This window comes from Laspinema olomoucense D3b (assembly GCF_025370785.1).
Classification (GTDB): domain Bacteria; phylum Cyanobacteriota; class Cyanobacteriia; order Cyanobacteriales; family Laspinemataceae; genus Laspinema; species Laspinema olomoucense.
Map to the genome: position 1 here is coordinate 23,069 of NZ_JAMXFA010000012.1, position 25,729 is coordinate 48,797.

The following is a 25,729-nucleotide window of genomic DNA, read 5'->3' on the forward strand; positions in this document are numbered from 1 at the left end:
GGAGCGGCGATCGCCAACAGACCCAGAGGATAGCTCACCCACCCTACTCCTCCCTCGGCGCTAGATGCGAGGGTTTAAGAATGGGTGATTTTATTACAGTCCTGTCCCGTTGCTCCAAGCCCTTACCCCAAGGCAATTCCTGAAAATCTGATAAGCAATTGTAACAAAGACGTAAAATATTGAAAGGCGTTATCAATAAGATAAGATTGTTCGGATTATGTATTTGACTTGGTTAGACAGTAATTCGTGGCTCATTGAATTAGCCTCTAAGCGGATCCTACTTGACCCCTGGCTCGTGGGTCCATTAGTATTTGGAAACCAGCCTTGGTTGTTCAAAAGCGATCGCCGTAGGGAGCGCCCCATCCCGGGCAATATCGATCTGATTTTACTGTCCCAGGGTTTGGAAGACCATGCACATCCGCCCACATTAAAACAACTCGATCGCCAAATTCCCGTTGTCGCTTCTGTTAATGCAGCCAAGATAGTCCGGGAGTTGAATTATACTCAAATCACCCCCCTGGCACATGGGCAAATTTTTTGCTTGGGAAATCAACTCGAAATTAAAGCAATTCCCGGTTCACCTATTGGACCTTTTGTGGTGGAAAATGCCTATATTCTCCGAGATTTAGAAACGGGTACGAGTCTATATTACGAACCCCACGGTTCTCATTCTCCCACCCTAAAAAATGAAGGCCCTATAGATGTGGTGATCGCCCCAATTGTTGATTTATCCCTACCACTTGTGGGGTCAATTATTAAAGGGAAAGAAAGTGCTTTAGAACTGGCTAAAATGCTGCAACCTCAAGTGATGTTACCAACTGCAGCGGGAGGGGATGTGATATTTGAGGGGCTGTTAATGTCTCTGATTCGCGACCAAGGAACGATTGAAGATTTTCGCTCTTTGTTGGCAAAGCACCAGATTTCTACCCGGGCGATCGACCCCAAACCAGGCGATCGCATAGAGATTCCGTTAGAACAACGCACTGCCCAGGTGAGTTGAACCCCTGGAGCTTTTGCTGGTGTGGTAGAGATTAAAACCCCCCCTTTTAACCCGTTTTCTGTCCTGAAAACGGGTTTTTTAAGGTTTTAGGGGAGAGATATCTCTAGGGATTTTGATGAGAAAGTTCGGCGAATTGCTTGCTCCAAAAAGCGCCGCTTTCATTCCGGGCAAGAAGTAGAAATTGAGGCAGTTTTGAGCAGCGTATTCTGAGCAGGGCGGGTTTGCAATTGATACATATAGTTAAATAAATGCCAGCAGTAGGATTCTGGAAGTCCGCAGGTGACTGCCCCGCGTAAGACAACCTGAAAATACCAATCGTTGGGGGGGAGTTCTTCGGAGAGTTTATGGGCGACGGTATAAGTGCGAACATTTTGGTAAACTTGGTGACCCGAGAAGATTTCGATCGCCTCGCGATGATAGCCTTTTTCCCGTTCATCCAGGCGATCGGACAGTCGCCAAGGGAGTTGATAGAGAACGCCTTCTACAGAGGCCGTGGGGTCTTTGACCACATCGAGAACGCCGCAATTGCGTAAGGTTGAATACCCGGAGAATTGCAGGCGATAGCCTTTGAGAGTAGCAGGACCGATCGCATACTGATGGGTAGGTTCCCCCAGCGATCGTTTTAAATCCACTGGACACATACAAGAACCATAAGCGAAATAATAAAAGGTTTCGCTAGGAGATTCTAATCGGGCTGACCTTTTGCTCAGGGACGGTTGGGTCTGCAAACCCTGTAAATGTCTAGGCTGAACGCTCATTTTTTGGCTAACCAGTTGCTAGGTATGAAGGAATTCTATCAAAGGTTAGATAAAAAAACAAGCGTATCCCGACCGGGGAACCGTAGATTCAAGAAATCTTTAAAATTCTCCCGGGACTCAGAGGCGGGACCCTACAAGTCAACGGTCATCAGGAGGGTGCTGAAGGACTGAGTTTCGACATCTTCCAGGGGAACAACCAGGCGGTCTCCGGCCCACTCTAGCTTGCGTTCCGTGGCAAAGAGGCGTTTACCCGAAGGCAGGGAAACCCGCTGACTGATTTGTCGCGGTAAGTCATAAACCCAGAGGGTGTGACCGCCTTCAACATCGCTGAGGACCGCCACCACGCGATCGCTTTGTTCTGAGAAATCCGGGCGGATGCTAGACAACCGTTCAATGGGAGTTTCTTCAAACAGAAGTTGACTTTCTCGGGTATCCGCTGAAAAGGCGTAGAGTTTAGCAAAGCTGCTTGTGGAGTTTTCCCCCGGGGGGCGGCTGGCATAGAGCAACGTCTTGTAATCATCGCTCAGGGCCAGGAATTCCAGGAATTGACCTTGTAATAAAACTTCCTTGTTTCCTGTGGTGGGGGAGATAGCAACTAATGAATTGGGCAATTGATTATACTCCAAAGCCAAAATTTGACCTTGGGCCGTCCATCCGAAAATGCGATATTTGTCCCCAGTGCGGCCCAGGGTTTTAGAGGCTTTACCCGTTGCCACATCCAACACCCAAACACTCATATCGGAAGAGGCTCCCAAAGTTTCCCGATTCGAGGTAAAGGCAATCATCCGACCATCGGGGGACCAATTGGGATCAGAAGCCCAGTAGAGAATTTTCGCCCCCGCTTCGCACTCGGATTCCTGGCAATTCGGGGGTGGGGGCGTTGGGGGCAATGCTCTAGTTTTGGCGATCGCCTCCCGTAGGGCCTGATGGTTGCCGATCGCCTTCACTTCGAGGGTGTTCGTATCCAGCAGATATAAGCTCCCTAGGTTGGATTGAGGTTGAAACAACAGCACCGAGGGGTCTTGGGGATTCTGCCAGAATTCGGGTGAGGGATGCTGGGGATCGGGAATCCAGCGTTGGGTTCCGCCCCAATTAAAGCCCAACAAATATAACAGGTTGGATTCCCCCGTCACCGAATCTGGATATTTAATTTGCTTACGGATTGCCTCAATGCGGCGCTTCTTACCGTTCAGGTCGATTTCCAGAACTTCGGCAGAAAAGTCGGGGTTCGGGTCCCGTCGAGGGGAGGGCAGACTGACGAAGACAGCTTGGCGATCGGCTTCGGCGATTAACCTTACCGGCTGGTTAACCCTGAGATCCCCGGATGAAACCACCCCTAAGTTTTGACATCCCGCCAGACTGAAACCCGTGAAGCCCAAGAGCAAAGAGCAGATTGCGATCGACAGGTTTTTGGGCAATAACATGGCAAAATCCTCCTGGAGTTCGATATCCCTTGACAAGGAAAGCGCTTCCTCTCCGATTTAGCCACTGAAACTCCATAGGAAAGAAAGCGCTTCTTTTTGTGTAGAATACCCTAGTTTAAAAGGTAAAGCGGCTTGGAGCAAAGGCAGCTTGATTCGGGATCTTCCAAAAAATGAAATACCCCTCTGGTGATAGTTAGGTTAGCACTCTTTTAAGACTTTTTTCCGAGTCGAGGAACCCCTTTTTTCCGGAGTTCCCTAAGTGATGATCCCGGAAAAACTTCGCCGGGTCAAGCTCACTTCCAAGGGAAGTAAAATAGGCCCGCTTCGGGAGGAAATTCCGAGCGGGACCTTGGTGGGGGTAGGTTCCCTTTGCAGGGTTTAGCAGGCGGGAGCAGGGTCAGAATTGACGGGTTAAGGTGATAGATTCAGTCTGAATTAAGTTTTAAATGTTTAGTTTTTAGGGTGCTGGTGTTCAGAAATTGAGGTTTCTAAGCCGAGGGTTTTGCCGGTAGCATCAGTGCGATAAACCCAGCGAGTGCCACCATTAGAGAGGACGATTCGCCAGCCGTTGACTGTGTTGCGATCGCAGACGGCTTGGGAATGGAGCAATCCCAGACAACTGTCGGTCCAAGTTTGGGGGCTATATTCGGCGATGTCTAATTGTTCCGCTGAAATCCCTACTTTTTCAGTGAGGTCAGCTTTGACTAGGGTTGCTAAACCCGAGGGCAAAGGGGGCTGCTTCAAAGGCGCAAGGGCTGAAGATAAGGCGGAATTGAATAAGAGGACCTCCCCTGAGCGATCGACGTTATAAACTAAACGTTCCTGACCCGCAGCGATCGCAATCTGCCAACCCGGGGTAGTGCCCAAATGACACTCTTGCCCAGGAATCTCTACCTCTAGGCAGAGATTCGGCCAATCCCGGACCTGAATATCGGTAATGCTGAGGTCCGCGATGTCCAAGCGGGAACGACGGGCCGAGGCTTCTAAAACTGCATTAGCAACCTCTGTGGGGAGGTAGCTAACCGGCACAGCCGGGGTTTCCAGTGTCAGGCTCTGTCCCTGGGGATCGCTGCGATACACCCAGCGATCGGAGACGACAATCCGCCATTGCTTTAGGCTGGTATCGGTACAATTCCCCGGGGGATCCGAGTTCTCCTGACACTGAGGAGGCTCGGATTCCAGACTGTACTCAGTAATCGGGAGTTCAGAGGCAGGAATTCCCAGTTTAAAGGAAAGGTCTTGTTGAACCGCCTGGATCACCGCCTCGGGGAGAGGGTACGGGTGAATCGTTTGACGCAGAAGATTGCGCGTGTTGCGAACGAGTTGCCCCGCGATCGCCATTGGATCGCTCACTGCACTCGCACTAGAAGTGGCTTTGGGATGTACCTCTAGGAGTAAGACACCTGTCAGCATGACGGCGAGTACCAGCGGGTTAGGCTGTTTTTTACGGCGTTGTTCGTCGTGGTTCATAGCACTGCTCCGTTATTCGCGATGCCTAAATGCCTGTTGGAATTAACCCGGATTGCACGGGGCATCCTGGGGGAAAGATCGCAATGGAGTTTCTGCGATCGCACCAAACCTCAGATGTGAATTTAGACAACAACACCCCGGCTGTAAGTTCCGCAAACGCTACTTTAATCGCGAGATTGCGAGTTTGGGGATAATCCCACAACCGCAACCTAAATCAAAGACTTTCCCCGGTCATTTAAGGGGGCTTCAAATCACCAGAACTCCCTGGTAACCCATCCTTTTCCTTACAGGGATCAGGGTAATTGAAGGGAATTGGCGATCGCGCTTTTCTCCGAACCTGGCCCAATCTTGATGGGGCGTTTAGGTAAAACCCGCTACGGGTATATTTTTAACTGTAACAGGAGATGTCCCCTAAATCAAGACGGGCAGAGCGATCGCGCTCATACGCAAATCGTTCTGCCCGTTTGTAGCCCAGGCTACCTTGATTCAATTTACCCCGGTTTAAATCCCAGGGACCCTCTTTCATCTCGTTGCTCTCAACCCGTGATTCTCTTTGAAATCAGTCCGCCAAAACCCCAGCTTTTTTGACAAGATTTAGGCCAATTAATCACCCGATCGGAATAGAAACCGGGTTTCTAACTTTTCTTTTTCCCCTCCTTCTGAGTCACCCCGACTCCTCCGGAACCGCCTCATTTTTATCTCAACTCATCGGAATGGATTCCCTATCATTTCGCACCCTTTACCGTCCAATTTGACTCACAATGCGATTCCAGGATTGAATCACCGGCTGTAAATTGGAGGGAAGCTGTTGTTGGCTGATATCGGCATAGCGAATCGTACTCGAACGGCTAGAAAGGATAACCGTGATATAGTCGGCACTCCCCCCAGAGGGAGATACATTCAAACCGTTATAGCGATCAAATTGCTGCTGGGAAAGCAACCGTCGAAACTCCTGCACTTCTCGGGGCGAAATCCGACCCACGCGCCGCCCGGAATCATTGGCATTGCCCGGTCCTTGTAAGACCTGCATCAATGTACCATTATTCATGAGTACCGTTTCATAAGTCTGTCCGGTGATTCCCCCACTGGAAATGGCGCGGAAGATGATTCCCTGGGTTAACGGTTGCGGCATTTCGTGAGGCGGAATTTGGGAAGAATTCGGGACAGGCCGATTTGTACCCGGTTGTAAGACAGGATTAGGACCCGATCGCGGTAAGCTGGATCGACCATCGTAAGCTTCGGATAAAACAACCGTGCGACCCGAGTTATCCGTGCGATAAATCCACCGCTGACCCGCAGCGCGATCGCTGATCACAGTCACTTCCCATCCCTCAACCCGCGCTTGAGTACAACTTGTCCCGGCTTGGGGAACTCCCAGACAGCCATCGGGCCAAGTTTGCCGCACCGCTTTCACAATCCGAAAGTTATTGATAGACATTTGCCCCCGACTGGAAACTGCTTGTAAGACAGCATCGGACACTGATCGCGGTAACTCCGTACTCGTCGCATTCTGTCCCGATTCTAACCGGACCGTCCGACCGTTTTCATCCGTGCGATATACCCACCGATTATTGTTTTCCGTGAGCACAAGCCGCCAGCCCTCGGTTCGCACTTGAGAGCAGAATTCGTTCGGTCCCGACAAACCGAGACAAGAATCCGGCCAAGTTTGGCGGGTTGCTTCCGTAATCCGAATTTGTCGTTCGGGGATGTTTTGGCGGCGGGACAGGTCACTAATCACGGCACTTTGCACACCTCTGGGGACATTATCCAAATTCATCTGGCGATCGCCCTTTGCCATCAAGGTGGCCGACTCTACGCCTAACCCTTGCCCGGTCACTTCAGCAGCGTTGAATCCCCCTAAAGGGGCGATTAATCCAATCAACCCCATTAACACCAACGAAAAAAGAATTTTTTCAGATTTCATAAAGCCTGGACTCCTGTTTTTGTTCTAATAAATAGCCAAGACGCAGAATTACAATAAAATGTTTACATATTTTTAGACGGCTATAAAATAATCGATTTACAAATAATTAAATCTCCCTCGGGGGATTCATCAATCCGAGTGAATTGAGTATTTCATTCATCACCCCATTAAACTCCCCCGAGGTTGGACCGGACTCGGGGGAACTGGCCGAGAAAATTCTTAACTTTTAAATCTGAGGCAGGGGAGAATACAGCAGATGCCCCGTCTATTCCTGAACTAAAACCCCACCGTTTCTAATAACTGGCGCTGGGTTTGATTTAACTTAATCCAGGGTCGCGCTTTCTTCAACATCGCTTCCGCCTCCTGAGCATTAGTTGCCAATCCTCGGGCCATCAAAACTGCAGCAGCGACGGTGGCCGATCGCCCATGTCCGATCGCACAGTGGATGTAAACATTTCCCGGCCAATCCGCAATTTTTTGGACTAAGGCGCGGAATTCTCCCTCATTGGGAACGTGAGCATCTAACGTGGGTAAACAAAGATAGTCTTTCCCATCTAGCGCCCCTTTGGGTTCGGGAAACTCAGCGGTTAAATCCACTAATAAACTAATATCCGCCGGTAACTCATCAACAAAAGCCCGTCTTCCCATCCACAAACCCGGTGCTATATAATTATAACAGTCTTCTTTCAAAAATCGGCGCTGTAAATGCCAAAAACCCCAACAGAATAACAGGTAAGGGAATAATAAAATAACTGAAGCCAGTCCCAATTGTCCATCGGTGGAGCGCTTGCCAAAAATTTTATACCCCAGTTTCAAATAAGCGGCGGCCACAATTAAAAAATCCAGCCCTAACCACGCGAACACCCATCCAAATCCGCCTAATTGCTCTCCCAGGGTGAGGAGTCCGGTCCCCAAAATGGTAAATAGAACAATATACTTCATAGTCCTGTGTAGGTTACCTGTCTTTCCAAGATTTTTGAGTCACCCGAGTAAGGTTTGAACTTCACTCGGGACTAATTTGTTCTATAATTTTACAGAGTCAAATACAAAATTTACTATGTGTCGTTTACTTGCCTACTTAGGCCGACCGATTCAACTCGATCGCCTACTTCTGAAACCTGAACATTCCCTGCTGGCGCAAAGCTATCAACCGCGAGAAATGACCTCCGGAGTCGTCAACGCTGACGGATTTGGCATCGGATGGTATGATCCAGACCGGGAGGTTGACCCCTTTACTTACAAAAATCTGCTGCCGATTTGGAATGATACGAACCTGCCGCATCTGAGTCGGTATATTGAAACCGGAACCTTCCTCGGATGTGTCCGCAGTGCGACCGTAGGACAGGAGGTGACCTTAAACAATTGTCCCCCTTTTGGCGATCGCCGGATTATGGCGATTCACAACGGGTTTATCGATAACTTCCGCAAAACCCTGTATCGTCCAATTCGCAACAAGCTAGGGGATGAGATTTACCAACACATTAGCGGGACGACAGACACCGAACATATTTTTGCCCTATTTCTCTCCCTCTTAGATGTCACGGCAGATCATCACCCGCAAGCGCATCCCCCCCTCACTTCCGCATTGCACAGTACCTTAACCATTTTAACGGAACTCGCTAGACCCGAAGGGGTGAAATTTTCGGCCAATTTGATCATCACTGACGGACATCAATTGGTTGCTTCACGCTTTGCAAATCAGACAGGTGCACCGACTTTGTACTGGTTGCGGGATGATCCGAACTTTCCCGACTCGGTGATGATTGCCTCGGAACCTTTGTTCGAGGGAGATTGGCATAAATGTCCGGAAGAAAGTATTATTACGGTGGGGGAGAATCTTGAGATCAATATCCATCAAATCTAAGGCGATCGCCTCTGGGGTAGTCCGTGACCCGGATGCTGTGAGAGAGGAACTCCGCGAATCGATGCATCAATGTCGCCTGGGCACCCTCAAACTCTTTGAATCGATGAATGACGAGACCTTTCGCTGTCAAGTCCATCCTGAGTTTAGTCCCGTGGGTTGGCACTTAGGACATATTGGATTTACGGAAGGATTATGGTTGCTGGAACGAGGTGCAGGAATAGCGCCTTTATTTCCCCAGTATCGGCAATTGATGGCACAGGATGGATTGCCGAAACATCAACGAGTTGAGTTACCGCCGTTGCCGGAGATTTTGGATTATATTTCGGCGGTGCGATCGCAGGTTTTAGAGTATTTAAAAATCGCTGACTTGGAAAAACAAGAGCGAATTTGGCGGTTTATCCTGCAACATGAAAGTCAGCATACAGAAACCATTGCCTTTATTTTGCAATTACAGAACTGGGCGAAAGGAAAAGGAGAGGAGGCGATCGCCGATGCTTCAGAATTGCCGACTCAAACTGTCCTTATTCCGGACGGAGAGTTTTGGATGGGAAACGATGGACCCGATACCCTGGATAATGAGCAGTCACCCCAACGATTGTACCTGCCAGATTACACCATTGACCCCTATCCCGTCACCTGTGAACAATATCGGCAATTTATACAATGCGGAGGATATCAAACGCGGGATTGGTGGTCTCAGGCGGGTTGGGACTGGTTACAAGGTGCACAAGTGACTCAACCGCTGTACTGGCGAGATGAACCGGCGTTTAATCATCATCCCGTCTGTGGCGTCAGTTACTATGAAGCGGAAGCTTATGCAAGATTTGTGGGGAAACGACTCCCGACGGAAGCAGAATGGGAAAAAGCGGCCTGTTGGGACCCGGTGACCCAGACAAAGCGCATCTATCCTTGGGGAGATGAATTTCCCACGGGCGATCGCTGCAATCATGATAATCAACAAGCGCAAACCACCCCGGTTAATCGGTATCCCCTAGGTGTTAGCGCCTACGGATGTTATGACATGATGGGAAATGTCTGGGAATGGACCTCTAGCTGGTTTACGCCCTATCCGGGATTCAAACCCTATCCCTACCCGGGATACTCCCAAACCTATTTTGACCAACAGCATCGCGTCTTACGCGGCAGCAGTTGGGCGACTCGTCCTTGGGCGATGCGCGGCAGTTTCCGTAACTGGTATCACCCTTGGATGCGACTGATTTTAGCAGGATTTCGCTGTGCTGGGGGAAGTGATTAATAGGAATTATGCAAATCTCTGCGATTAATTAGAGTTCGCGATTAGTGAGAAAATTTATTCCTAAAGCAGGAACTTTTCCGCCCGGTTTTCGCGGACAATGAGACAATATAAGAACGGCGATCGCGATTCTATCAGTCTCCCATACCCTGAGATAGCTGATAGAACCGTGAACCCGATTTGTTTATGCCTCACACCTAAAAAATACGGATGAAATTTGCAAAACCGTCTGATACCCCAGAGTTAGCCACCCGGGTTGACTTTGAACCGGCTATTCTATCGGAACGCTTGCGGCTAGAACGATTAGTCAGCCCCACTCTTTCTCCTGCCGAAATTGATAACGGTTCTGATGTCATTCAGGGGTTAACCCAGACGCAAAAAACCCTTTCCCCCCGCTATTTTTATGACGATCGCGGGTCTCATTTATTTGAGCAAATCTGCGACTTACCCGAATATTATCCCACTCGGACAGAAGCGGCAATTTTGCAGGATTGTTCGGCAGAAATTGCCCAAATCACGGGGTCTAGCGAAATTGTAGAACTCGGCAGTGGCAGTTCCACCAAAACTCGAATTCTCTTAGATGCCTACAAAAATTTGGGATATCCCCTGCGCTATCTGCCGATTGATGTCAGTGGCGGAATTTTAGAAAGTAGCGCCAACCAGTTATTACTAGATTATCCGTCATTGCAGGTGCATGGGCTAGTCAGCACTTATGAATTAGCCCTAGCCAATTTGACTCCCGCGATTCTGCCCACCCGCACCCTCTGCTTTTTAGGCAGTACCTTGGGAAATTTGAACCCCGAAGAATGCGATCGCTTTTTTGCCGATATTGTTCAGGCATTAGAAGTCGGGGAATATTTCCTGTTAGGAATTGATCTGCATAAATCTCCAACCATTTTAGAGCCTGCTTATAACGATGCTCAAGGGGTAACCGCCGAATTTAATCAAAATGTGTTAAATCATTTGAATTGGCGCTTTGATGGTAATTTTAAACCCGAACAGTTTGAACATTGGGCATTTTATAACCAAGAACTACATCAAATTGAAATGCACTTGCGCAGTCGGCGCGCTCAAACCGTGCAACTGCGCGCTTTGGACTTAACTGTTGAATTTGAACCGGAAGAAACCATCCTGACGGAAATTTCCCGGAAATTTGATTTAGAGGAAATGCGGCAGTATTTGCAGAAACAAGGGTTGACGACGGTGAAAACTTGGACCGATCCAAATAATTGGTTTGGGTTAGTCTTGGCGCAAGTGCGATCAACCCACTAAATCCTCACTTAAAACCATAAACGCCGATGGAACTGACTCCATCAGCGTTTATTACTCCGTCCCAAAGGGAACTTAGTTAAGGAGTATCCCCAGGAAGGGAATCCGAGTTGGGTAGGGGTTCTTCTTCAGAAATTTCCGGTTGTTGATTTTTCTCCAGCATTTGCAATTGTCGGGAACGAAAATCGGCTGCTGCATCATTGAGGATTTCCCGTTGCTGGAGATTAAATTCCTGCATACTGCGGGAGGTTCCGAATTGAGCGCGATGAATCAGATCAAATACATCCAACTGCTGCCCATCCCCAGCAGTCGATTCAAAGGGATTCTTTTGAAGCTGAATTTGGGGTTCTAGTAAATCGCTGGCGCGGTTGGTTTCTTCTGCTGTCGCCGACTCAGGTAACATTACGGCAGTCATGGCGATCGCGGCGAGGGTTCCGAGTGAAATTCGAGCCATTGGGTTAAAGGTGAACGTCGATTTCATAGGTTTGTCAGGTGAACCATTGATTATACCGACCATTCTACTAAGCAAAAGTTCTCCGGAGTAGGGGTTGAATGCTCAATAATGCCACTGCTGCAAATCCAGCAAGGATTCCCAATGCACTGCCAAAGCTGACTTCTCCCCAAGGGGCCTGCATGACGATACTGCTGAGGGTCCAGTCAGAATGGAGGTACAGATAGCGAATGGGTTCGATCGCATAACTCAAGGGATTTAAGGTAGCAACTATTTGCAACCATTTCGGCATAAAGGAAAGCGGCGCTAATGCCGTACTGGCAAACAATAGCGGCAAGTTAATCACGAAAATCACCGCCAACAGTTCGATATGTCCCGGTAAGGCAAAGGCTAATCCCAGACTCAATCCGGTGACGCCTAAAACCAGCAGCAGGGTAATAAAGGCGATCGCCCCTAATCCTAATCCCCCCGGTAATCCCGCACCCATAAAGGCACCAGCAGTTACAATCACCGCAGTTTGAATGAAGCTCAATAGCAAAATATAAATTGCTGAAGCTACCACAATCGAAAACCGAGTCGAGAGGGGGGCAACCAGTAGCCGATTCAGGAAGCCAAATTCGCGATCGAACATAATCGGCAATCCCGCATTTAACGCCCCAGAAAAGGCAGTAAACACAATCACCCCCGCCCCTAAGAATTGGGCATAATTCACACTCTCCCCAAACATTCCTTGGGGAGCATTTTGAAACAACGCGCCGAAGAGAATCAACCACATCAAAGGCTGAATCACCCCGGCAATTAAGCTAGAGGGACGGCGTTTTAATTGAATAAATAGCCGTTTGGTCAGGGCCAAGGTTTCCTGAGTAAATTCCCCGATGGGGTTACCTGGACTGGTCTCAACCCTTGGGGTAGTTAAGACTGTAGCTGGGTTGGGTGTAACAGTTTGACTCATAATCTGATTGTTTATGGTATTTTTTGCAGTTGAATTAGAAGGGGGGATAACCAATCGTGAATGATGTTATCGCATATTCTGTTTGCGTTCCTTTTTCGGGTCCCGAGTTCCTGCTGCAGCAATTTCTGCATCTAACAGGGTGCGACCTGTTGCCGTGAGATAAACATCATCTAAACTGGGTCGAGATTGGGCAATTCCGAAGGTGGGTAAACCGGCATCTCGTAAGGCTTGTTGAATGGTTAACAAGGCATCACTTTGGGATTTCACCACCAAATTCAGGGAATTTCCTTGAGCATTGTTGATGATAATTTCTTCTACAAAGGGGAGGGGTTCGAGTAAGGATTTGGCTTGTTGCGCCTCTTCCAAGGGAGAGAATTCCCGGATTCGCAGGGTAATGCGATCGCCTCCGACTTGATCTTTTAAGGCAGAAGGGGTCCCCGTATTAATCACGTGACCGCGATCGATAATTGCCACGCGATCGGCCAAGGCATCAATTTCTTCCAGATAATGACTGGTAATCAAAACCGTTGTCCCATTCTCGCGCAACTGCCGCAGAAATCCCCACACCGCCATGCGAGTCTCTATATCTAATCCCACCGTGGGTTCATCCAAGACTAAAACATCCGGTTGGTGCAATAATCCGGCAGCCAAATCCAGACGCTTCTTGAGACCCCCGGAATATTTGCCCGTTTGGCGATCGGCCCACTCGTCCAAACCCAATAAGGCTAGGACCGTCTTAATTCTATCTCTTGCCAAAAATTTGGGAATATGATACAATGCCGCTTGCAATTCCAAGAGTTCCCGACCTGTCAGCACCTTATCTAAAGCAACTTCCTGGGCCACATAACCCAGACGCCCTCGGGCTAGTTTAGGATTTGCCACCACATCGATGCCCGAAACCTCCAGACGACCGGCATCGGGAGTGACCAGACTGCATAAACAGCGAATGGTGGTGGTTTTGCCTGCACCATTGGGACCCAACAGCCCGAAGATTTCACCCGGATCAATTTGGAAGGAGACATCTTTCACCGCTTCCACGGTTCCGTAACGCTTTTGAAGGTTTTCGATTAAAACAGCAGGGGCCATGAGTTTCTTAATCCGAACTTGATACAAATCTACATACTCTGTAATTTCATTTTAAACGCTTTATGGTATGTCCGGAGTAAAAATTTCAGAATAGGGCCTCTCAGTCCGAGGGATTAGGCTGGATCAAGGGTTGGCAGTAGATGGGGTGAATCGGGAGAGGTGGATGGCGTGAATAACGCTTAAATTGCTAAATTTCTACCAATTTTTTCGGGGATTAAGGTATTCTAGCGTCATCAAAAATCTGGGCGGGAGTGAATTCTAATCCGGGCAATAATTCATCGGTAATAACTTCATCCCCCTGTTTGGTTTGTGGGGGAGAATCGGGATAGAAAATAGTGAGGGTTTTGACTTTAGCATCGACAATCCAGATGCGAGAAACTCCCGCATTTAAGTAATCGATCACCTTGCCACTGATTTCGCCAAAACTTTGGTCCGGTGAAATAATTTCAATAGCTAATTCGGGAGGAATGGGACAAGGTTCATCCAGGATGCGATCGCGAGAGAGGCGATCGGCTGAGATATACAGCAAATCCGGGATGGGTACCCAGTCTTGACCCTTGCGTTTCAGTCTTATGGCCCACTCAATCCCCACCTCACCCCGGTCCTGATTCCAGTGCGTCAGCAGTAAACATAGGGTAATGGTTAATCTAGAATGAAATCGTTTGGGTGACATTTTAGGTTTAGCTTCTCCATCAACCAATTCGTAGGTAATATCCCCTTCCGGTAAAGCGAAAAATTCTTCTAGGGTCAGCTTAGCTTTGACTTCCACATTACCTCCTGTGATGTTAATTTCTGTTCATTTTAACATTTTATTCCGAGTTGTCCAAGTGAGGGGAATTAGGATGATACCCAATCCGCTTATCAAAAACCTATTTTTTCTATTAGCCCGCACAGGCGGGATTTGTCTGTATAGCCCCACCCTTTAGGGTGCGGGTTGAGTTAAAAATTTCCCCAAAAATTAGGGGTAGGCAATTGGCCCACCCCATCCCACAATCTCTGTGGTTTACTAACCGATTTAGGTTAGTTTTATTGGCGATTAACTGAGGAATTCACCGGAGTCAAATCGGGATAATTACATCACGCCCGTTGCACTGATTAAAACCTGAACATTTTGACCGATCGCCGTCGTTACCTGATGAGTCACGGGCAAACTATCCACCACCATTCCGGCAGATAATAACATCAGATATAAAATCGAATATTTAAACAGCGATCGCGCTTTGTCTCGGTCTGTGGGGGCTTGCAACAATTCCCAGGCTTTCTTGGCAAAAATCGCCCCTAAAAACACCGCCAATGCTGCATAGACCATTCCACTGGTATGCAAGGGATAAGTCAGCCCTAGGGTTAATGGCAAAAGCAATAAAGTATAATACCAGATTTGACGGGCGGTTTCTTCATCTCCCTTAATCACCGGCAACATGGGGACATTGACGGCGGCATAGTCATCGCGAATCATCATGGCTAATGCCCAGAAGTGGGGCGGTGTCCAGAGAAAAATGATGGCGAACATCACCCACGGTGCCCAACTCAGGTCTCCCGTAACAGCCGCCCAACCGACTAACGGGGGAATCGCCCCGGCAGCGCCTCCGATGACGATATTTTGGGTACTGTGACGCTTGAGTAAATGGGTATAGATGGCGACATAGAAAACGATTCCCGACATGGCGAGAAGTGCGGCGAGTAAGTTCGCAAACACCGTCAGCAGGGTAAACGAAGTGACTGCTAAGGCGATCGCAAAAATCAGCGCATCCCGAGGTTGCACCCGACCCGAGGGTAAGGGGCGATGACGGGTGCGTTCCATGATGTAATCGATATCGCGATCGTACAAACAGTTAATCGTATTCGCTGAGGCGGCAGCTAAAGCCCCGCCCGCCATTGTCACTAATACTAACAGGGGATCGACTTCTCCATGAGCCGCGACCCAGAGTCCGGATGCCGTGGTAATCAGCAGCAGCAGAATGATTCGAGGTTTGGTTAACTGGTAGTAACTTTTTAGCACTTGCAACAGAGTTTCATGATGCCGTTGTGTACCAGTTGCGATGATTTCTTGCATGATAAATATTTTGTTTCCTTTCAGCAGTCAAGAGGCTGGGCCATTGCATCGAAATACAGTTGACGATGGAAATTTCAAACCCGAACACTTCCGGCGCGATCGCGCAGTGCTAATACTGTAAACGCCACCAGGGTTCCGAGTAAGGCTGCACCCGTCGCTTGGTGAGACACCGTTAGCAGTTCCACTTGCAGATGTTCGTAAAATGTAGCAATCCCTAATCCAATTTGCAAGAGCAACAAAATACCGGCCCACCTGGCGAGTTGTCGTAATTTAGGATGCAATGCCGGAGTTCGGAATGCCAAAACCACTAAAGCGAGGATCGTGACGGTGGGGGGAACAACCCCAACAATGTGACTGTTCATCACTGTGCATAGCTGATTGTAGCCGAAACATTGGTGAAGCGCCCATTGGGAACCCACTAATCCCCCGAGTAAACTTTGGACGTAGACAAAAATTGCTCCGAACAGGCCAATCCAGGGAAGTTTACCCACACTGCCAGTCCCTTGATAGGGTAACAGTGCCATACCGATGATTAACAGGGTGGTGAAAAATAACAGGGCAGTTCCCAGGTGAGCGGTTACAATGTCAAATCGCAGCAGTTCGGTGACGGTGAGTCCGCCTAATACGGCTTGAAAGACGATTAAACCCAATGCGCCGGTGGAGGCAAAGGGTAGCCAACCGGGGAGTTCGCGGCGATCCCACCAGGATAAACCGGCTAAGGCGATCGCGCTGAGGCCGATTAATCCCGCATCTAAGCGGTGAAACCATTCCAGGAACACTTGAAAATTCATCTGCTGGGTGGGAACTAACTTTCCGTAACATAACGGCCAATCTGGACAAGCCAGACCCGCATTCATCACCCTTGTTGCACTGCCGACTGCCATTAAGAGCAGGGTCGCGATCGCGATTTTCCAGACCAAGCGACGAATCCGATCCCGAGGGGGGGAGTCCGTGGGTGCGATCGCCGGATGCCGATCAACGACTGAGTTCGCCATAATTGCTACTCCTTCGCGTCATTTTCGTTCCTTATGTTAAATTAACACTGAGTAATTACTCTGATGTAGTTTATCCTTTCCCCAAATCCGACAAGGAAGCTCTTTTTCTACAGTAGCGAGTCAGAACCGAGAGCGACAAGCCTTTTCCCTGATTTTCCCTCCCCTAAAAATTGCCGGGATTTCCTGACAATCTCTACGGGAAAGTTAACCTTTCTTAATAAATGCGCGTTTCTCGTAACGGTTTTCACCGTTATCCCCTTTCGTAGTAGACCTTTTGCTTTCATTCCGGATTGATCCCCCCAACCCCCCTTCCCAAGGGGGGCTTAAGATACTTCTGGAAGAAGTCTAGTGACGGTTTTCACCGTCATCCCCGTTCACTGCCGAAAACATTCAGCGATAACAACTGTGCAATTCCCAGGCGATCGAAGAAACATTGCCAAAAAATCTCCCTATTTATCCCCTATCTGTGACAAATTGAGGGACGGAATATACCCACAACTGATACAGAGAACCCGAAAAATTGCTAACTTAGCAATTGGAGTCACAAAAAACTGTTGCAAGACAGCACTCGGAGTCGCCGACTGCGGCAAAATTTCTCATCAAGGAGGTTGAAGTGAAAGTACCCAGTGCTATTTGGACGATGATAGCAGGCATCACCATCACGCTGGTGAGCTTGTGGGTCGGCCAGAATCATAGTCTCATGCCCGTTGCCGCCTCCGAAGAAGCGCCTCGGATTGATGCACTATTTAACACGATGATGACCATTTCCACAGGTCTCTTCCTGATCGTGCAGGGGGTCATCGTGATCGCCATTTTCAAATTTAAAAAACGTGCCGATGACAATACCGATGGGCCACCCATTCATGGCAACGTTCCCCTAGAAATTCTCTGGACTGCGATCCCGGCCATCATCATCATGGGGATCGGGGTCTACAGTTTTGAAATCTACAACTCAATGGGGGGCCTAGACCCAATGGCCTCCCATGAGTCTCATGTTGCCCATAAACACCAGGCTGGCGCTGCGATCGCCGCATCCTTACCCTCGGACGAACCCACCATTGCCCCCAGTAAAGCAGCGGGTAAACTGGTCGCCCTGGGAGTTGGGGCCTCTCCCCGCACCCAAGGCCAAGACCCCTTTGTCAGTGTCAATGTCCTCGGACTCCAGTTTGCCTGGATTTTCACCTATCCGAACAGTGGCGTCACCTCTGCGGAATTGCATCTGCCTGCGGGAAAAGAGGTGGAACTGACGATTAGCGCCAATGATGTGATCCACTCCCTGTGGATTCCGGAATTTCGACTCAAACAAGACGCTATCCCCGGACGAGCAAGCGAGTTGCGCTTCGTTCCCCAGAAAGTTGGGGAATACTCCGTGGTTTGCGCCGAACTCTGTGGGTCCTATCATGGCGGGATGAAAACCCGAGTGATTGTGCAGACGGAAGAAGATTTCCAATCTTGGTTACAGAGTCAGATTGTGGCCCAATCTGAGGGACTGGAAACTGTGGCCCTGAATCCGGCAGATTTATCGGAAACGGACTATCTGCAACCTTTAGCCGCTGAGATGGGAATTGATGGAGAGACGCTCAACCAACTCCATGCGGAACACCATCGGGGCGATCGGGCGATTTAACCTCGGCAATGTCTTTAGCTGCGGAGGGGAGATGCAATTTGCCCTTTAACCTGGAACGAATGACCCATCATCCCCAAGCAGCAGGGGAACTCAGACGCATCAGTAATAACAATTGATTTATGGCACAAGTAACCGAACCGGAAACCGATAACCTAGGGGAAACCCTTGCTGTAGAAGCAGGCGGACAGACCCCTTGGCGAGACTACTTTGGCTTTAGTACAGACCATAAGGTGATCGGGATTCAATACCTGGTCTGCACCTTCATTTTTTATCTGATTGGCGGTGCATTAGCCACCGCTGTTCGCACGGAACTGGCAACCCCAGACTCAGATTTTGTCAGTCGCGAACTCTATAACGGTCTGTTTACGATCCATGCCACGGTCATGATTTTTCTGTGGATCGTGCCTGCGGGGACCGGGGCCTTTGGCAACTACCTGATTCCCCTGATGATTGGGGCGCGGGATATGGCTTTCCCCCGGTTGAATGCGATCGCCTTTTGGCTGATCCCCCCCGGCGGAATCCTGCTATTATCTAGCTTCTTTGTCGGTGCTGCTGGTGCCGGTTGGACCTCCTATCCCCCATTAAGTACGACCGGGGACAAAGCGGGAGAATTTATCTGGATTTTGAGCGTTCTGTTACTGGGAACCTCCTCCATTTTGGGCGGGATCAACTTTTTGACCACGATCCTGAAAATGCGGATGCCCGGAATGGGATTAAATGATATGCCCTTGTTCTGCTGGGCAATGCTGGCAGCTTCGGCCTTGATTTTAATCTCGACTCCGGTTTTGGCTGGGGCGTTAATTCTTCTGGTCTTTGACTTGATTGCGGGAACCGCCTTTTTCAACCCAACGGGAGGCGGGGACCCGGTGGTTTACCAGCATATGTTCTGGTTTTATTCCCACCCGGCAGTTTATATCATGATTCTGCCGATTTTTGGGATGATTTCTGATATTTTGCCGGTGCACGCCCGCAAGCCAATTTTTGGCTATCAGGCGATCGCCTATTCCAGTATGGCAATTAGCTTTCTAGGCTTAATTGTCTGGGCGCACCATATGTTCACCAGCGGTACTCCCGGTTGGTTACGGATGTTCTTCATGGTGGCGACCATGATTATCGCCGTCCCCACGGGAATTAAAGTGTTTAGCTGGTTAGCCACGGTTTGGGGGGGCAAAATTCGCCTCAACAGCGCCATGCTGTTCGGGTTGGGTTTCGTCTCCATGTTCGTGATCGGCGGCCTCAGTGGGATTATGATCGCCTCGGTCCCGTTTGATATTCACGTTCACGATACCTATTTCATTGTCGCCCACTTGCATTATGTTCTCTTTGGCGGCAGCGTCTTCGGTCTGTATGCGGGGATTTATCACTGGTTCCCGAAAATGACCGGGCGGATGATGAACGAATTCCTGGGCAAATTACATTTTGTCCTAACCTTGGTGGGCTTTAACCTCTGCTTCCTGCCGATGCATTATCTGGGACTGCAAGGGATGCCTCGCCGGGTGGCGGAGTATGACCCCAAATTTGCCACGGTCAATTTAGTCTGTACTATTGGGTCCTATATCCTTGCCGTTTCTACAGTCCCATTGATTATTAATGCGGTGTGGAGTTGGATCGGGGGTACCAAAGCATCGGGCAATCCCTGGGATGCTTTAACGATGGAGTGGCAGACGGCTTCCCCTCCGCCGGTGGAGAATTTTATTGGGGAACCTGTGCGCTTGACAGGGCCTTATGATTACGGCATGGGCGATCGCAACTCGGGTGTCCCAATGCCCGAGTCCCAAGCGAATACTCCCATGTTATCCGGGGGACCGACTGTTTCCTAAGCCGGGTCACTACGTTTTTTGGGGTTGGGCTTGACTCGACCCCACTCACCCCAGACTCAAACTGTAAACTCTACAACAGACGATTGCTTATGCAAGGGACAATTGATACAAGCAAGGCGGCTATACAAGCTGAACATGGGGCGGGAACCCACGGAGGTCACCACGGTGACCATCCGGATCATCGAATTTTTGGGATCATTATCTTTCTGGTGGCAGAGTCGATGATCTTTTTGGGATTATTCGCCGCTTATCTCACCTTTCGCGCCGTTTCCCCAGAGTGGCCCCCGGAAGGTACGCCGGAAATGGAACTGTTGCTGCCCGGGGTGAATACGATTATCCTGATTTCCAGCAGTTTTGTGATGAATCGCGGCAATGCGGCGATTAAGAAGAATGATGTTAATGGGCTAAGATTTTGGTTCGGGCTAACGGCACTCATGGGGGCAGTGTTCCTAGCCGGACAGTTGTATGAATATTTTCATACCGGATTTGGTCTGACGGATAATATCTTTACCAGCACGTTTTATGTGCTGACGGGCTTTCACGGATTGCACGTTACCTTTGGGTTGCTGTTAATTTTGGCGGTCTTATGGAAATCTCTGAAGGCGGGTCATTATTCCAGCGCCAGTCACTTTGGACCAGAAGCCGCCGAAATTTACTGGCACTTTGTTGATGTGGTCTGGATTGTGCTGTTTACAATTCTGTATTTGTTCTAATCGGGATGTTATCCCTCCTGGTTGATGCGATTTGCCCCCTTATGGGGGTTTTTTTGTGCGATCGCTGCTTCACCGTCGAGAGCGCCCTAATCATGCGGGTCACCGGGAATTGAGTCTTTGGCGTGACAGACATCATCGGGGCGATCGCTTCGGGTTATTCCCATTTCAAGGAAATTTTAGAGCAGCGGTTTTCAACTAATGCCGTTAACTTGCCTACAACAAAAGAGAATAGAAGAGGCTTAAAATTTCTTAAAACACTTAGTGAATTTCACTGGCTACTTTTTGGAGCGTTTGTGTAAAGTGTTCGCTCTCGATCAGCTTAGTGATTTCAAGCGCAGCGGTTTGGATTTGCTGAACGTGCTTAAGTTTTTTCTCATCAGACCAGCTATTGCTATAACATTCCAGTAAATCAGCGGATAATAAGATAGTGGTTAAGGGAGTTCGCAGTTCATGGGAAATCAAAGTCATAAAGTATGACTTGAGTGCAACTAGGTTTTCTTGATGCTCCACTTGAGTAGTCCCAGATTGAATAGTAGGCATGGCGATTTATTGGGTTGGATTGTTAAGGGAGTTTCCTGTTTAACATGACTCAGAGATGAACCGGCATTGATGAGGTCCGAGGGGTGGCTGGCGATCGCCTAGGTTCTTTTGCTTAGACTGGCTTGGATCTCGATGGGACAATTCCCGCCGGTTCCCATGTAACGCCGGTTATAGTGAGGGGTCCGTACCTCCTGAGCTGTACCCCCTGGATACCCAACCCCCCTAGAATTCACAAACCTGAACCCCGGGTGTTTTTCTGAGTTAACCCATATATTAAGCGATCTGCCTCAGTAGAGCTAGGAGTAATTCTGTCTATTTTTCAGCAATACCAGCCTCTGCCTGCTGATCCCATCATTGGCGAGAAAAACACCACAAATCGGGGTTTAGTGCCATGATTGCACCTGTTCAATTTGGAGCGCAGAAAGTCCCACCGTTGGCGAATCCTGGTCCTGTCAACCCATAGGGGATATTCTCAGCGGCGAACACCGCTACCGTTTCCTATTCTTCGATAATTTCCACCAAGTCTTCTATCAGAACATCGAAGGTTCGGGCTAATTTGTGGAGGGCGGTAAAATCAACGGTGGCGATCGCCGGACGCCTTGCATAGCTTCGGACGGTACTGTACACAATACCGGAGCGATCGGCGACTTCTTTGAGGGTCCAGCCCTTCTCTTCCGCTAATTCCCGAATTTTTAACCTAACTAAACCCATACTTGACAAGTAATGCGTTGGCATCCCCTGATAAAACCCTGGAAAAAACCCCTGGCGCTGCAACATCCCAGACTGAGGTCTAGGAAGACCCCTGCCGGTTTCCTATTCTTCGACAATTTCCACCAAGTCTTCGATGAGAACGTCGAAAGTCCGAGCCAGCTTGTGAATCGCGGTAAAATCTACCAGCGCCAGTCCTGGCGATCGCGCATAATGCCGGACCGTACTGTACACCAGACCCGAACGGTCAGACACTTCTTTGAGGTTCCATCCCTTCTCATTCGCAAACTCACGAATTCGTAATCTAACTAAACCCACAATTTACTTGACAAACGATAAGAGGATATCTTTTAATAGATTTAACACAGAGATAAAAGCGATCGCCCCCAGGTCTGGAAAACTAACGGGCGATCGCTCCTAAAACCTATATGGACAGTTCGCTGGTGTTCAAGCTACTTGCTATAGAAGCCAGTAACTCTTTTAGTCAGCCACTATCCAAGGCATCTACTATGATATCAAACTCTCAACCCTCTTCGCCAGTTATCCGCCAATCTAAAATTAACCACACCTCGGACATCCTGCATCCCTTGGCGCGATTTGTCACAGAAGAAACCGTGGCCCTAATGTTCGGCATCTCAGAAGCGGATATCTATCGCATTGATTGTATGCGCCATGTTGTTTATGTGCATGGCAAAGGCGTGAGTCGGTTTGTGAGTTATGCCGACTTCCCGCCCATTTTGGGAGTGGCATCACCGACCCTGCCGGATTTGGCGCAGTGGCACAAGCGCTGGCGTAAGGGGTGGCGGAGTCATTATGCACCGGAGTTTTGGACACAATTTTATCAGGTTCAACTCCAAAAATCCCAGAAATTAGAACAGTTGCAGGCTTGGGGATTGTTGATTCGTTTGCTGAAATCTGGCCTATCCCAGACTGCCTTAATTGAATTGCGACAGGCTTATAAACTGAAAAAATAGGGGGAGTTTCAGACGTACAACAGGAGGTTTTTACACTTAACTGCACCTCCGATCCCCTCCCCTTAGCAAGGGGAGGGTTAGGGTGGGGTTCCCTCTTGGCGATCGCCCTAAAAACAGCCGCTTTAGAAAATGTCCACCTCCTTCACTCAATCCCCCTTTACTCTCTTATCTTAGAATTCCAGGCATAGTGAGGGTTTACTCATGAATCGACCGGCTTCTGGAATTCAAATGTATTTACAAAGGATGGAAGGGTTGAAAGTTGGTAGGACTTACACCCTCCTCCCACCGGATAGTTTTAAATCAGTATGGGAAAAAGCGATCGGTCAACCTACCTATCAGGAATGGACTAATCTCTTAGCTTGGGAAGCCCAGGCAGTCGCTAAAGGACAAGGTACTAATCCTCTGGCCATTTTATTAGGGGATTCGATTTCGATGTGGTTTCCCCCCGAACTACTGCCGCCGGGGAGACTGTGGCTCAATCAAGGAATTTCCGGGGATAATACCAGCGGAATTTTAAAGCGATTGTGGACATTTTCCGAGACCAAACCTCATACCATTTATATCCTAGCAGGCATTAACGATTTGCGTCAGGGTAAACCCGATGCCAGTATTGCAGATAATATTTATTATACAGTCCGGGAACTGCAACTCATTCACCCCCCAGCTAAAGTGGTGGTGCAATCGATTCTACCCACCCGACTGGCGGCACTTCCTAATAGTAGAATTCGTAAAATTAATCTCGAACTCGCGGCGATATCCCGATCCGAAGGCGCAATCTATTTCGACCTCAATTCCGGCTTTACCAACGACGAAGATAGGTTACAGCGCGAGTTAACCACCGACGGAATCCATTTGAGCCAAGCGGGATACCAACTCTGGCAAAAAGCCCTGCATCAGATGACATCTCGCTTAGACCTCAATCGGGATAACCGATATCAGCAATGGTTGCAAAAGTCTCCCAGTTTTACCCTGGATGGCAAAACTTATACTTGGGTTTCCTATCAACCTGAATCCGGAGATAGCTTACCGCAATTGTCTCAGAAAGCCTTTGGATTTGATAGCTTTGAATACTGGGATTTAATTGCTTTGAAAAACAATCTAGGGTTTGAGGAAAAGTTAGGAAACCGAACAATTTTGATTCCTAAAACTGGGGGGAAATAATACTCTTGTGCAGCAAACACCCTGGGCGAAGGGCGAAGCTAAACACCGGCGGGGGTTCAAACCCTAGTTCTGTCAAGTATTGATTTGTAGGGGCGCAATGCTTGCGCCCTGGGGCGTATGCAATACGCCCCTACAAGAAACAATTATTTTTCCTCGTGACGTGGAATTTGTTGCAGTTTGGCTAAGATTGGGGTTGCCGTCTATCAGCCAAATAAAGATGTGGGTATCTAATAATAAGCGCATCACATATACTCAGCAAAATCATTAAGGGGTGCATCAAAGTCTTCGGCCATCTTTATTTTGCCAGGGATACAACCAAATAAATTTTTACGGCTGATTTTTTTCTCTACAAATAGTTCCGGCTGTTGTTGCCAACGGGTAACTAAGTAGGAGACGAGTTGCAACTGCTCTTTTGGATCGAGTTGGGTGACTTCTGCTAAGACTTTTTCTAGGAGGGGACTCATCATTGACCTCAACCTTGGGGTTTCTTTGATTGTACTACTTTGGGAGGGGAAAGGGGGAAAAAGTCTGGTAAAAGAAACCGGGTTTCTAGCAGCATCTGGTGTTTCTTCACCAAAATTTAAGAAAGAAACCCAGTTTCACCCGTCGCGGGGATGAGGTAAAATGGGGGTACTATCCTAAAATGCACTATGCTAACCACGGAAACTGAACTCTTAGCTATCCTTCGCAACCTCCCCCAACCCGCCTTGGAAGAAGCCAAAATATTCTTAGACTTTTTAGCTTGGCGGTATCAAAACCCCTCGCCCAAAGGAGCAAATTTAATCGCCAGTCTGCGGGGAAAAGCCACAGGGGACATGACTACTGATGAGATTCTAAATTTAACGCGGGGTGAGGAATGACGGATTTCCTCGTGGATAGCAATGTGATTCTGGATGTATTAACCCAGGATTCCCATTTGTTTGAGGGGTCAGCAGCGTAACTGGCCGATTGTGCTGAAACTGGAAATAAAATATGGTTTTTTTACCAGAAGACTCCATTATTAACCCATCAAAACTAACTCACTATTTACTCGTCCAACTTCCTAAAGATGATAAATCTAAATTCTTAGCACAGGCAGGATATACAGTAGAGAACTGGCAACAACTAGAACAAGATTTAAGAACCCAAGTCCTCACTCAACCCGCTGAACCCATTGAAACCACTCCTTATGGTCAAAAATATATAATTCGTGCAATTTTGCGAGGTCAAAATGGCATTAAACTGAAAATATTAACAATATGGATGGTCAATAATAATGAAACCCGATTTGTAACCCTAGTCCCCGACAAAGGAGAAAATCAATGAAACCTCAATATCCTCTATTTTCCCAAGTTGCCCTCACGGGAGATTTGCCCCAATATCACCTCAAACGGGGTGATATTGCCACGATTGTTGAACATTATCATCACCCCGAGTCCCCAGAAGATGGGTATAGTTTAGAAGGATTTGATGTTCCTCAAATTACCATTGAAGTGACGGCATCACAGATTATGCCCCTGAGTGACTATTTGAGAGAGGAAGCAATTTTAAGTAAATTTCGCAACCTGTCAGAACATCAACAAAAACAACTAGAAGAATACCTGGATTTTCTGTTGCAAAAAGACCAAACGACTCCGGTGAATTAAGAATTTGAGGTTTTAGGGTCTGTGGGTGGGAAAAGAAACCGGGTTTCTAACTGTCTCTCTGTG

At 48.5% G+C, this 25,729-nt stretch carries 28 protein-coding genes; 12 read left to right on the plus strand and 16 right to left on the minus strand.

Going from position 1 to position 25,729, the window contains the following annotated elements; genetic code table 11:
* The first annotated feature begins 217 nt into the window (after positions 1-217).
* Complete coding sequence (locus NG792_RS10760; protein WP_261235436.1) at positions 218-1,000, plus strand: MBL fold metallo-hydrolase; 783 nt, start codon at positions 218-220, stop codon at positions 998-1,000.
* Positions 1,001-1,158: 158 nt separating this feature from the next.
* On the opposite strand, the gene NG792_RS10765 is transcribed toward NG792_RS10760, so the two are convergent.
* The 6 genes from NG792_RS10765 to NG792_RS10790 form a co-directional block, all read right to left on the minus strand.
* Positions 1,159-1,758: a gamma-glutamylcyclotransferase gene (locus tag NG792_RS10765; protein ID WP_261198149.1), complete on the minus strand. Its 600-nt coding sequence runs from the start codon at positions 1,756-1,758 to the stop codon at positions 1,159-1,161.
* Between the two features lie 131 nt (positions 1,759-1,889).
* Positions 1,890-3,182 carry a hypothetical protein gene (locus NG792_RS10770; protein WP_261235437.1) on the minus strand — a complete coding sequence of 431 codons (1,293 nt, stop codon included), beginning with the start codon at positions 3,180-3,182 and terminating at the stop codon, positions 1,890-1,892.
* A gap of 450 nt (positions 3,183-3,632) precedes the next feature.
* Positions 3,633-4,652, minus strand: coding sequence for a DUF8738 domain-containing protein (locus tag NG792_RS10775; protein WP_261235438.1), 1,020 nt, complete (start codon positions 4,650-4,652; stop codon positions 3,633-3,635).
* Positions 4,653-5,040: 388 nt separating this feature from the next.
* Positions 5,041-5,178 carry a hypothetical protein gene (locus NG792_RS10780; RefSeq protein WP_261235439.1) on the minus strand — a complete coding sequence of 46 codons (138 nt, stop codon included), beginning with the start codon at positions 5,176-5,178 and terminating at the stop codon, positions 5,041-5,043.
* A gap of 213 nt (positions 5,179-5,391) precedes the next feature.
* On the minus strand, positions 5,392-6,576 hold the full coding sequence (locus NG792_RS10785; protein WP_261235440.1) for a DUF8738 domain-containing protein: 1,185 nt from the start codon (positions 6,574-6,576) through the stop codon (positions 5,392-5,394).
* A gap of 276 nt (positions 6,577-6,852) precedes the next feature.
* Positions 6,853-7,518, minus strand: a complete 666-nt coding sequence (locus tag NG792_RS10790) for a dual specificity protein phosphatase family protein (RefSeq protein WP_261235441.1) — start codon at positions 7,516-7,518, stop codon at positions 6,853-6,855.
* Between the two features lie 115 nt (positions 7,519-7,633).
* On the opposite strand from NG792_RS10790, the gene egtC reads away from it, so the two are divergent.
* The 3 genes from egtC (at position 7,634) to egtD (ending at position 10,964) form a co-directional block, all read left to right on the plus strand.
* Complete coding sequence (gene egtC, locus NG792_RS10795; RefSeq protein ID WP_261235442.1) at positions 7,634-8,440, plus strand: ergothioneine biosynthesis protein EgtC; 807 nt, start codon at positions 7,634-7,636, stop codon at positions 8,438-8,440.
* The gene (locus NG792_RS10800; RefSeq protein ID WP_261235443.1) at positions 8,415-9,695 is read left to right on the plus strand and encodes an SUMF1/EgtB/PvdO family nonheme iron enzyme; all 1,281 of its coding nucleotides are present in this window, start codon (positions 8,415-8,417) and stop codon (positions 9,693-9,695) included. Before egtC ends, NG792_RS10800 begins: the two co-directional genes overlap by 26 nt.
* A 207-nt stretch (positions 9,696-9,902) precedes the next feature.
* Positions 9,903-10,964 carry an L-histidine N(alpha)-methyltransferase gene (egtD, locus tag NG792_RS10805; protein ID WP_261235444.1) on the plus strand — a complete coding sequence of 354 codons (1,062 nt, stop codon included), beginning with the start codon at positions 9,903-9,905 and terminating at the stop codon, positions 10,962-10,964.
* Positions 10,965-11,040: 76 nt separating this feature from the next.
* Here the strand turns inward: egtD and NG792_RS10810 are convergent, their stop codons facing one another.
* The 6 genes from NG792_RS10810 to NG792_RS10835 form a co-directional block, all read right to left on the minus strand.
* On the minus strand, positions 11,041-11,415 hold the full coding sequence (locus NG792_RS10810; protein ID WP_261198159.1) for a hypothetical protein: 375 nt from the start codon (positions 11,413-11,415) through the stop codon (positions 11,041-11,043).
* Between the two features lie 67 nt (positions 11,416-11,482).
* Positions 11,483-12,364, minus strand: a complete 882-nt coding sequence (locus tag NG792_RS10815) for an ABC transporter permease (RefSeq protein WP_261235445.1) — start codon at positions 12,362-12,364, stop codon at positions 11,483-11,485.
* A 66-nt stretch (positions 12,365-12,430) separates the two neighbouring features.
* Positions 12,431-13,450, minus strand: coding sequence for an ABC transporter ATP-binding protein (locus tag NG792_RS10820; protein WP_261235446.1), 1,020 nt, complete (start codon positions 13,448-13,450; stop codon positions 12,431-12,433).
* A 214-nt stretch (positions 13,451-13,664) separates the two neighbouring features.
* Positions 13,665-14,219 (minus strand): Uma2 family endonuclease, encoded by a 555-nt coding sequence (locus NG792_RS10825; RefSeq protein ID WP_261235447.1) that lies wholly within the window; start codon positions 14,217-14,219, stop codon positions 13,665-13,667.
* A gap of 303 nt (positions 14,220-14,522) precedes the next feature.
* On the minus strand, positions 14,523-15,503 hold the full coding sequence (locus NG792_RS10830) for a heme o synthase (protein WP_261235448.1): 981 nt from the start codon (positions 15,501-15,503) through the stop codon (positions 14,523-14,525).
* 74 nt (positions 15,504-15,577) lie between these two features.
* Positions 15,578-16,498 (minus strand): COX15/CtaA family protein, encoded by a 921-nt coding sequence (locus tag NG792_RS10835; protein ID WP_261235449.1) that lies wholly within the window; start codon positions 16,496-16,498, stop codon positions 15,578-15,580.
* Between the two features lie 613 nt (positions 16,499-17,111).
* Between NG792_RS10835 and NG792_RS10840 the strand changes: the two genes are divergently transcribed.
* From NG792_RS10840 to NG792_RS10850, 3 genes are all read left to right on the plus strand, one after another.
* Positions 17,112-18,125 (plus strand): cytochrome c oxidase subunit II, encoded by a 1,014-nt coding sequence (locus tag NG792_RS10840; protein WP_261235450.1) that lies wholly within the window; start codon positions 17,112-17,114, stop codon positions 18,123-18,125.
* Between the two features lie 119 nt (positions 18,126-18,244).
* The gene (gene ctaD / locus NG792_RS10845) at positions 18,245-19,945 is read left to right on the plus strand and encodes a cytochrome c oxidase subunit I (RefSeq protein ID WP_261235451.1); all 1,701 of its coding nucleotides are present in this window, start codon (positions 18,245-18,247) and stop codon (positions 19,943-19,945) included.
* An 89-nt stretch (positions 19,946-20,034) separates the two neighbouring features.
* On the plus strand, positions 20,035-20,658 hold the full coding sequence (locus tag NG792_RS10850) for a cytochrome c oxidase subunit 3 (RefSeq protein WP_261198168.1): 624 nt from the start codon (positions 20,035-20,037) through the stop codon (positions 20,656-20,658).
* Positions 20,659-20,916: 258 nt separating this feature from the next.
* Here the strand turns inward: NG792_RS10850 and NG792_RS10855 are convergent, their stop codons facing one another.
* From NG792_RS10855 to NG792_RS10865, 3 genes are all read right to left on the minus strand, one after another.
* Positions 20,917-21,198: a histidine kinase dimerization/phospho-acceptor domain-containing protein gene (locus NG792_RS10855; protein WP_261198169.1), complete on the minus strand. Its 282-nt coding sequence runs from the start codon at positions 21,196-21,198 to the stop codon at positions 20,917-20,919.
* A 498-nt stretch (positions 21,199-21,696) separates the two neighbouring features.
* Positions 21,697-21,909, minus strand: a complete 213-nt coding sequence (locus NG792_RS10860) for a helix-turn-helix domain-containing protein (protein ID WP_261198170.1) — start codon at positions 21,907-21,909, stop codon at positions 21,697-21,699.
* Between the two features lie 102 nt (positions 21,910-22,011).
* On the minus strand, positions 22,012-22,224 hold the full coding sequence (locus NG792_RS10865; RefSeq protein ID WP_015151896.1) for a helix-turn-helix domain-containing protein: 213 nt from the start codon (positions 22,222-22,224) through the stop codon (positions 22,012-22,014).
* 191 nt (positions 22,225-22,415) lie between these two features.
* On the opposite strand from NG792_RS10865, the gene NG792_RS10870 reads away from it, so the two are divergent.
* Together NG792_RS10870 and NG792_RS10875 are read left to right on the plus strand one after the other, a co-directional pair.
* Entirely contained in the window at positions 22,416-22,880 is a 465-nt protein-coding gene (locus NG792_RS10870) for a hypothetical protein (RefSeq protein WP_261235452.1), read from the plus strand.
* A gap of 201 nt (positions 22,881-23,081) precedes the next feature.
* Positions 23,082-24,041, plus strand: coding sequence for a GDSL-type esterase/lipase family protein (locus NG792_RS10875; protein WP_261235453.1), 960 nt, complete (start codon positions 23,082-23,084; stop codon positions 24,039-24,041).
* 242 nt (positions 24,042-24,283) lie between these two features.
* Here NG792_RS10875 and NG792_RS10880 read toward each other — a convergent pair whose 3' ends face one another.
* Positions 24,284-24,508, minus strand: coding sequence for a DUF2281 domain-containing protein (locus NG792_RS10880; protein WP_261235454.1), 225 nt, complete (start codon positions 24,506-24,508; stop codon positions 24,284-24,286).
* Between the two features lie 183 nt (positions 24,509-24,691).
* On the opposite strand from NG792_RS10880, the gene NG792_RS10885 reads away from it, so the two are divergent.
* The 3 genes from NG792_RS10885 to NG792_RS10895 all read left to right on the plus strand — a co-directional run bounded on the left by NG792_RS10885 (position 24,692) and on the right by NG792_RS10895 (position 25,666).
* Complete coding sequence (locus NG792_RS10885) at positions 24,692-24,901, plus strand: transcriptional regulator (protein WP_261235455.1); 210 nt, start codon at positions 24,692-24,694, stop codon at positions 24,899-24,901.
* A 112-nt stretch (positions 24,902-25,013) separates the two neighbouring features.
* On the plus strand, positions 25,014-25,346 hold the full coding sequence (locus NG792_RS10890; protein WP_261235456.1) for a DUF6883 domain-containing protein: 333 nt from the start codon (positions 25,014-25,016) through the stop codon (positions 25,344-25,346).
* Entirely contained in the window at positions 25,343-25,666 is a 324-nt protein-coding gene (locus NG792_RS10895) for a DUF4926 domain-containing protein (RefSeq protein ID WP_261235457.1), read from the plus strand. The genes NG792_RS10890 and NG792_RS10895 overlap by 4 nt, the downstream gene beginning before the upstream one ends.
* The last annotated feature ends 63 nt before the right edge of the window (positions 25,667-25,729 follow it).

Excerpts from the sequence above, each read along its gene's own strand:
- egtD (WP_261235444.1), top strand. The coding sequence starts at position 9,903 with ATGAAATTTGCAAAACCGTCTGATACCCCAGAGTTAGCCACCCGGGTT.
- NG792_RS10765 (WP_261198149.1), bottom strand. The coding sequence starts at position 1,758 with ATGAGCGTTCAGCCTAGACATTTACAGGGTTTGCAGACCCAACCGTCC.
- NG792_RS10895 (WP_261235457.1), top strand. The coding sequence starts at position 25,343 with ATGAAACCTCAATATCCTCTATTTTCCCAAGTTGCCCTCACGGGAGAT.
- ctaD (WP_261235451.1), top strand. The coding sequence starts at position 18,245 with ATGGCACAAGTAACCGAACCGGAAACCGATAACCTAGGGGAAACCCTT.
- NG792_RS10890 (WP_261235456.1), top strand. The coding sequence starts at position 25,014 with ATGGTTTTTTTACCAGAAGACTCCATTATTAACCCATCAAAACTAACT.
- NG792_RS10875 (WP_261235453.1), top strand. The coding sequence starts at position 23,082 with ATGAATCGACCGGCTTCTGGAATTCAAATGTATTTACAAAGGATGGAA.
- NG792_RS10830 (WP_261235448.1), bottom strand. The coding sequence starts at position 15,503 with ATGCAAGAAATCATCGCAACTGGTACACAACGGCATCATGAAACTCTG.
- NG792_RS10760 (WP_261235436.1), top strand. The coding sequence starts at position 218 with ATGTATTTGACTTGGTTAGACAGTAATTCGTGGCTCATTGAATTAGCC.
- NG792_RS10790 (WP_261235441.1), bottom strand. The coding sequence starts at position 7,518 with ATGAAGTATATTGTTCTATTTACCATTTTGGGGACCGGACTCCTCACC.
- NG792_RS10860 (WP_261198170.1), bottom strand. The coding sequence starts at position 21,909 with ATGGGTTTAGTTAGGTTAAAAATTCGGGAATTAGCGGAAGAGAAGGGC.
- NG792_RS10850 (WP_261198168.1), top strand. The coding sequence starts at position 20,035 with ATGCAAGGGACAATTGATACAAGCAAGGCGGCTATACAAGCTGAACAT.
- NG792_RS10855 (WP_261198169.1), bottom strand. The coding sequence starts at position 21,198 with ATGCCTACTATTCAATCTGGGACTACTCAAGTGGAGCATCAAGAAAAC.
- NG792_RS10780 (WP_261235439.1), bottom strand. The coding sequence starts at position 5,178 with ATGAAAGAGGGTCCCTGGGATTTAAACCGGGGTAAATTGAATCAAGGT.
- NG792_RS10810 (WP_261198159.1), bottom strand. The coding sequence starts at position 11,415 with ATGGCTCGAATTTCACTCGGAACCCTCGCCGCGATCGCCATGACTGCC.
- NG792_RS10880 (WP_261235454.1), bottom strand. The coding sequence starts at position 24,508 with ATGATGAGTCCCCTCCTAGAAAAAGTCTTAGCAGAAGTCACCCAACTC.
- NG792_RS10820 (WP_261235446.1), bottom strand. The coding sequence starts at position 13,450 with ATGGCCCCTGCTGTTTTAATCGAAAACCTTCAAAAGCGTTACGGAACC.
- NG792_RS10785 (WP_261235440.1), bottom strand. The coding sequence starts at position 6,576 with ATGAAATCTGAAAAAATTCTTTTTTCGTTGGTGTTAATGGGGTTGATT.
- egtC (WP_261235442.1), top strand. The coding sequence starts at position 7,634 with ATGTGTCGTTTACTTGCCTACTTAGGCCGACCGATTCAACTCGATCGC.
- NG792_RS10885 (WP_261235455.1), top strand. The coding sequence starts at position 24,692 with ATGCTAACCACGGAAACTGAACTCTTAGCTATCCTTCGCAACCTCCCC.
- NG792_RS10770 (WP_261235437.1), bottom strand. The coding sequence starts at position 3,182 with ATGTTATTGCCCAAAAACCTGTCGATCGCAATCTGCTCTTTGCTCTTG.
- NG792_RS10835 (WP_261235449.1), bottom strand. The coding sequence starts at position 16,498 with ATGGCGAACTCAGTCGTTGATCGGCATCCGGCGATCGCACCCACGGAC.
- NG792_RS10870 (WP_261235452.1), top strand. The coding sequence starts at position 22,416 with ATGATATCAAACTCTCAACCCTCTTCGCCAGTTATCCGCCAATCTAAA.
- NG792_RS10815 (WP_261235445.1), bottom strand. The coding sequence starts at position 12,364 with ATGAGTCAAACTGTTACACCCAACCCAGCTACAGTCTTAACTACCCCA.
- NG792_RS10775 (WP_261235438.1), bottom strand. The coding sequence starts at position 4,652 with ATGAACCACGACGAACAACGCCGTAAAAAACAGCCTAACCCGCTGGTA.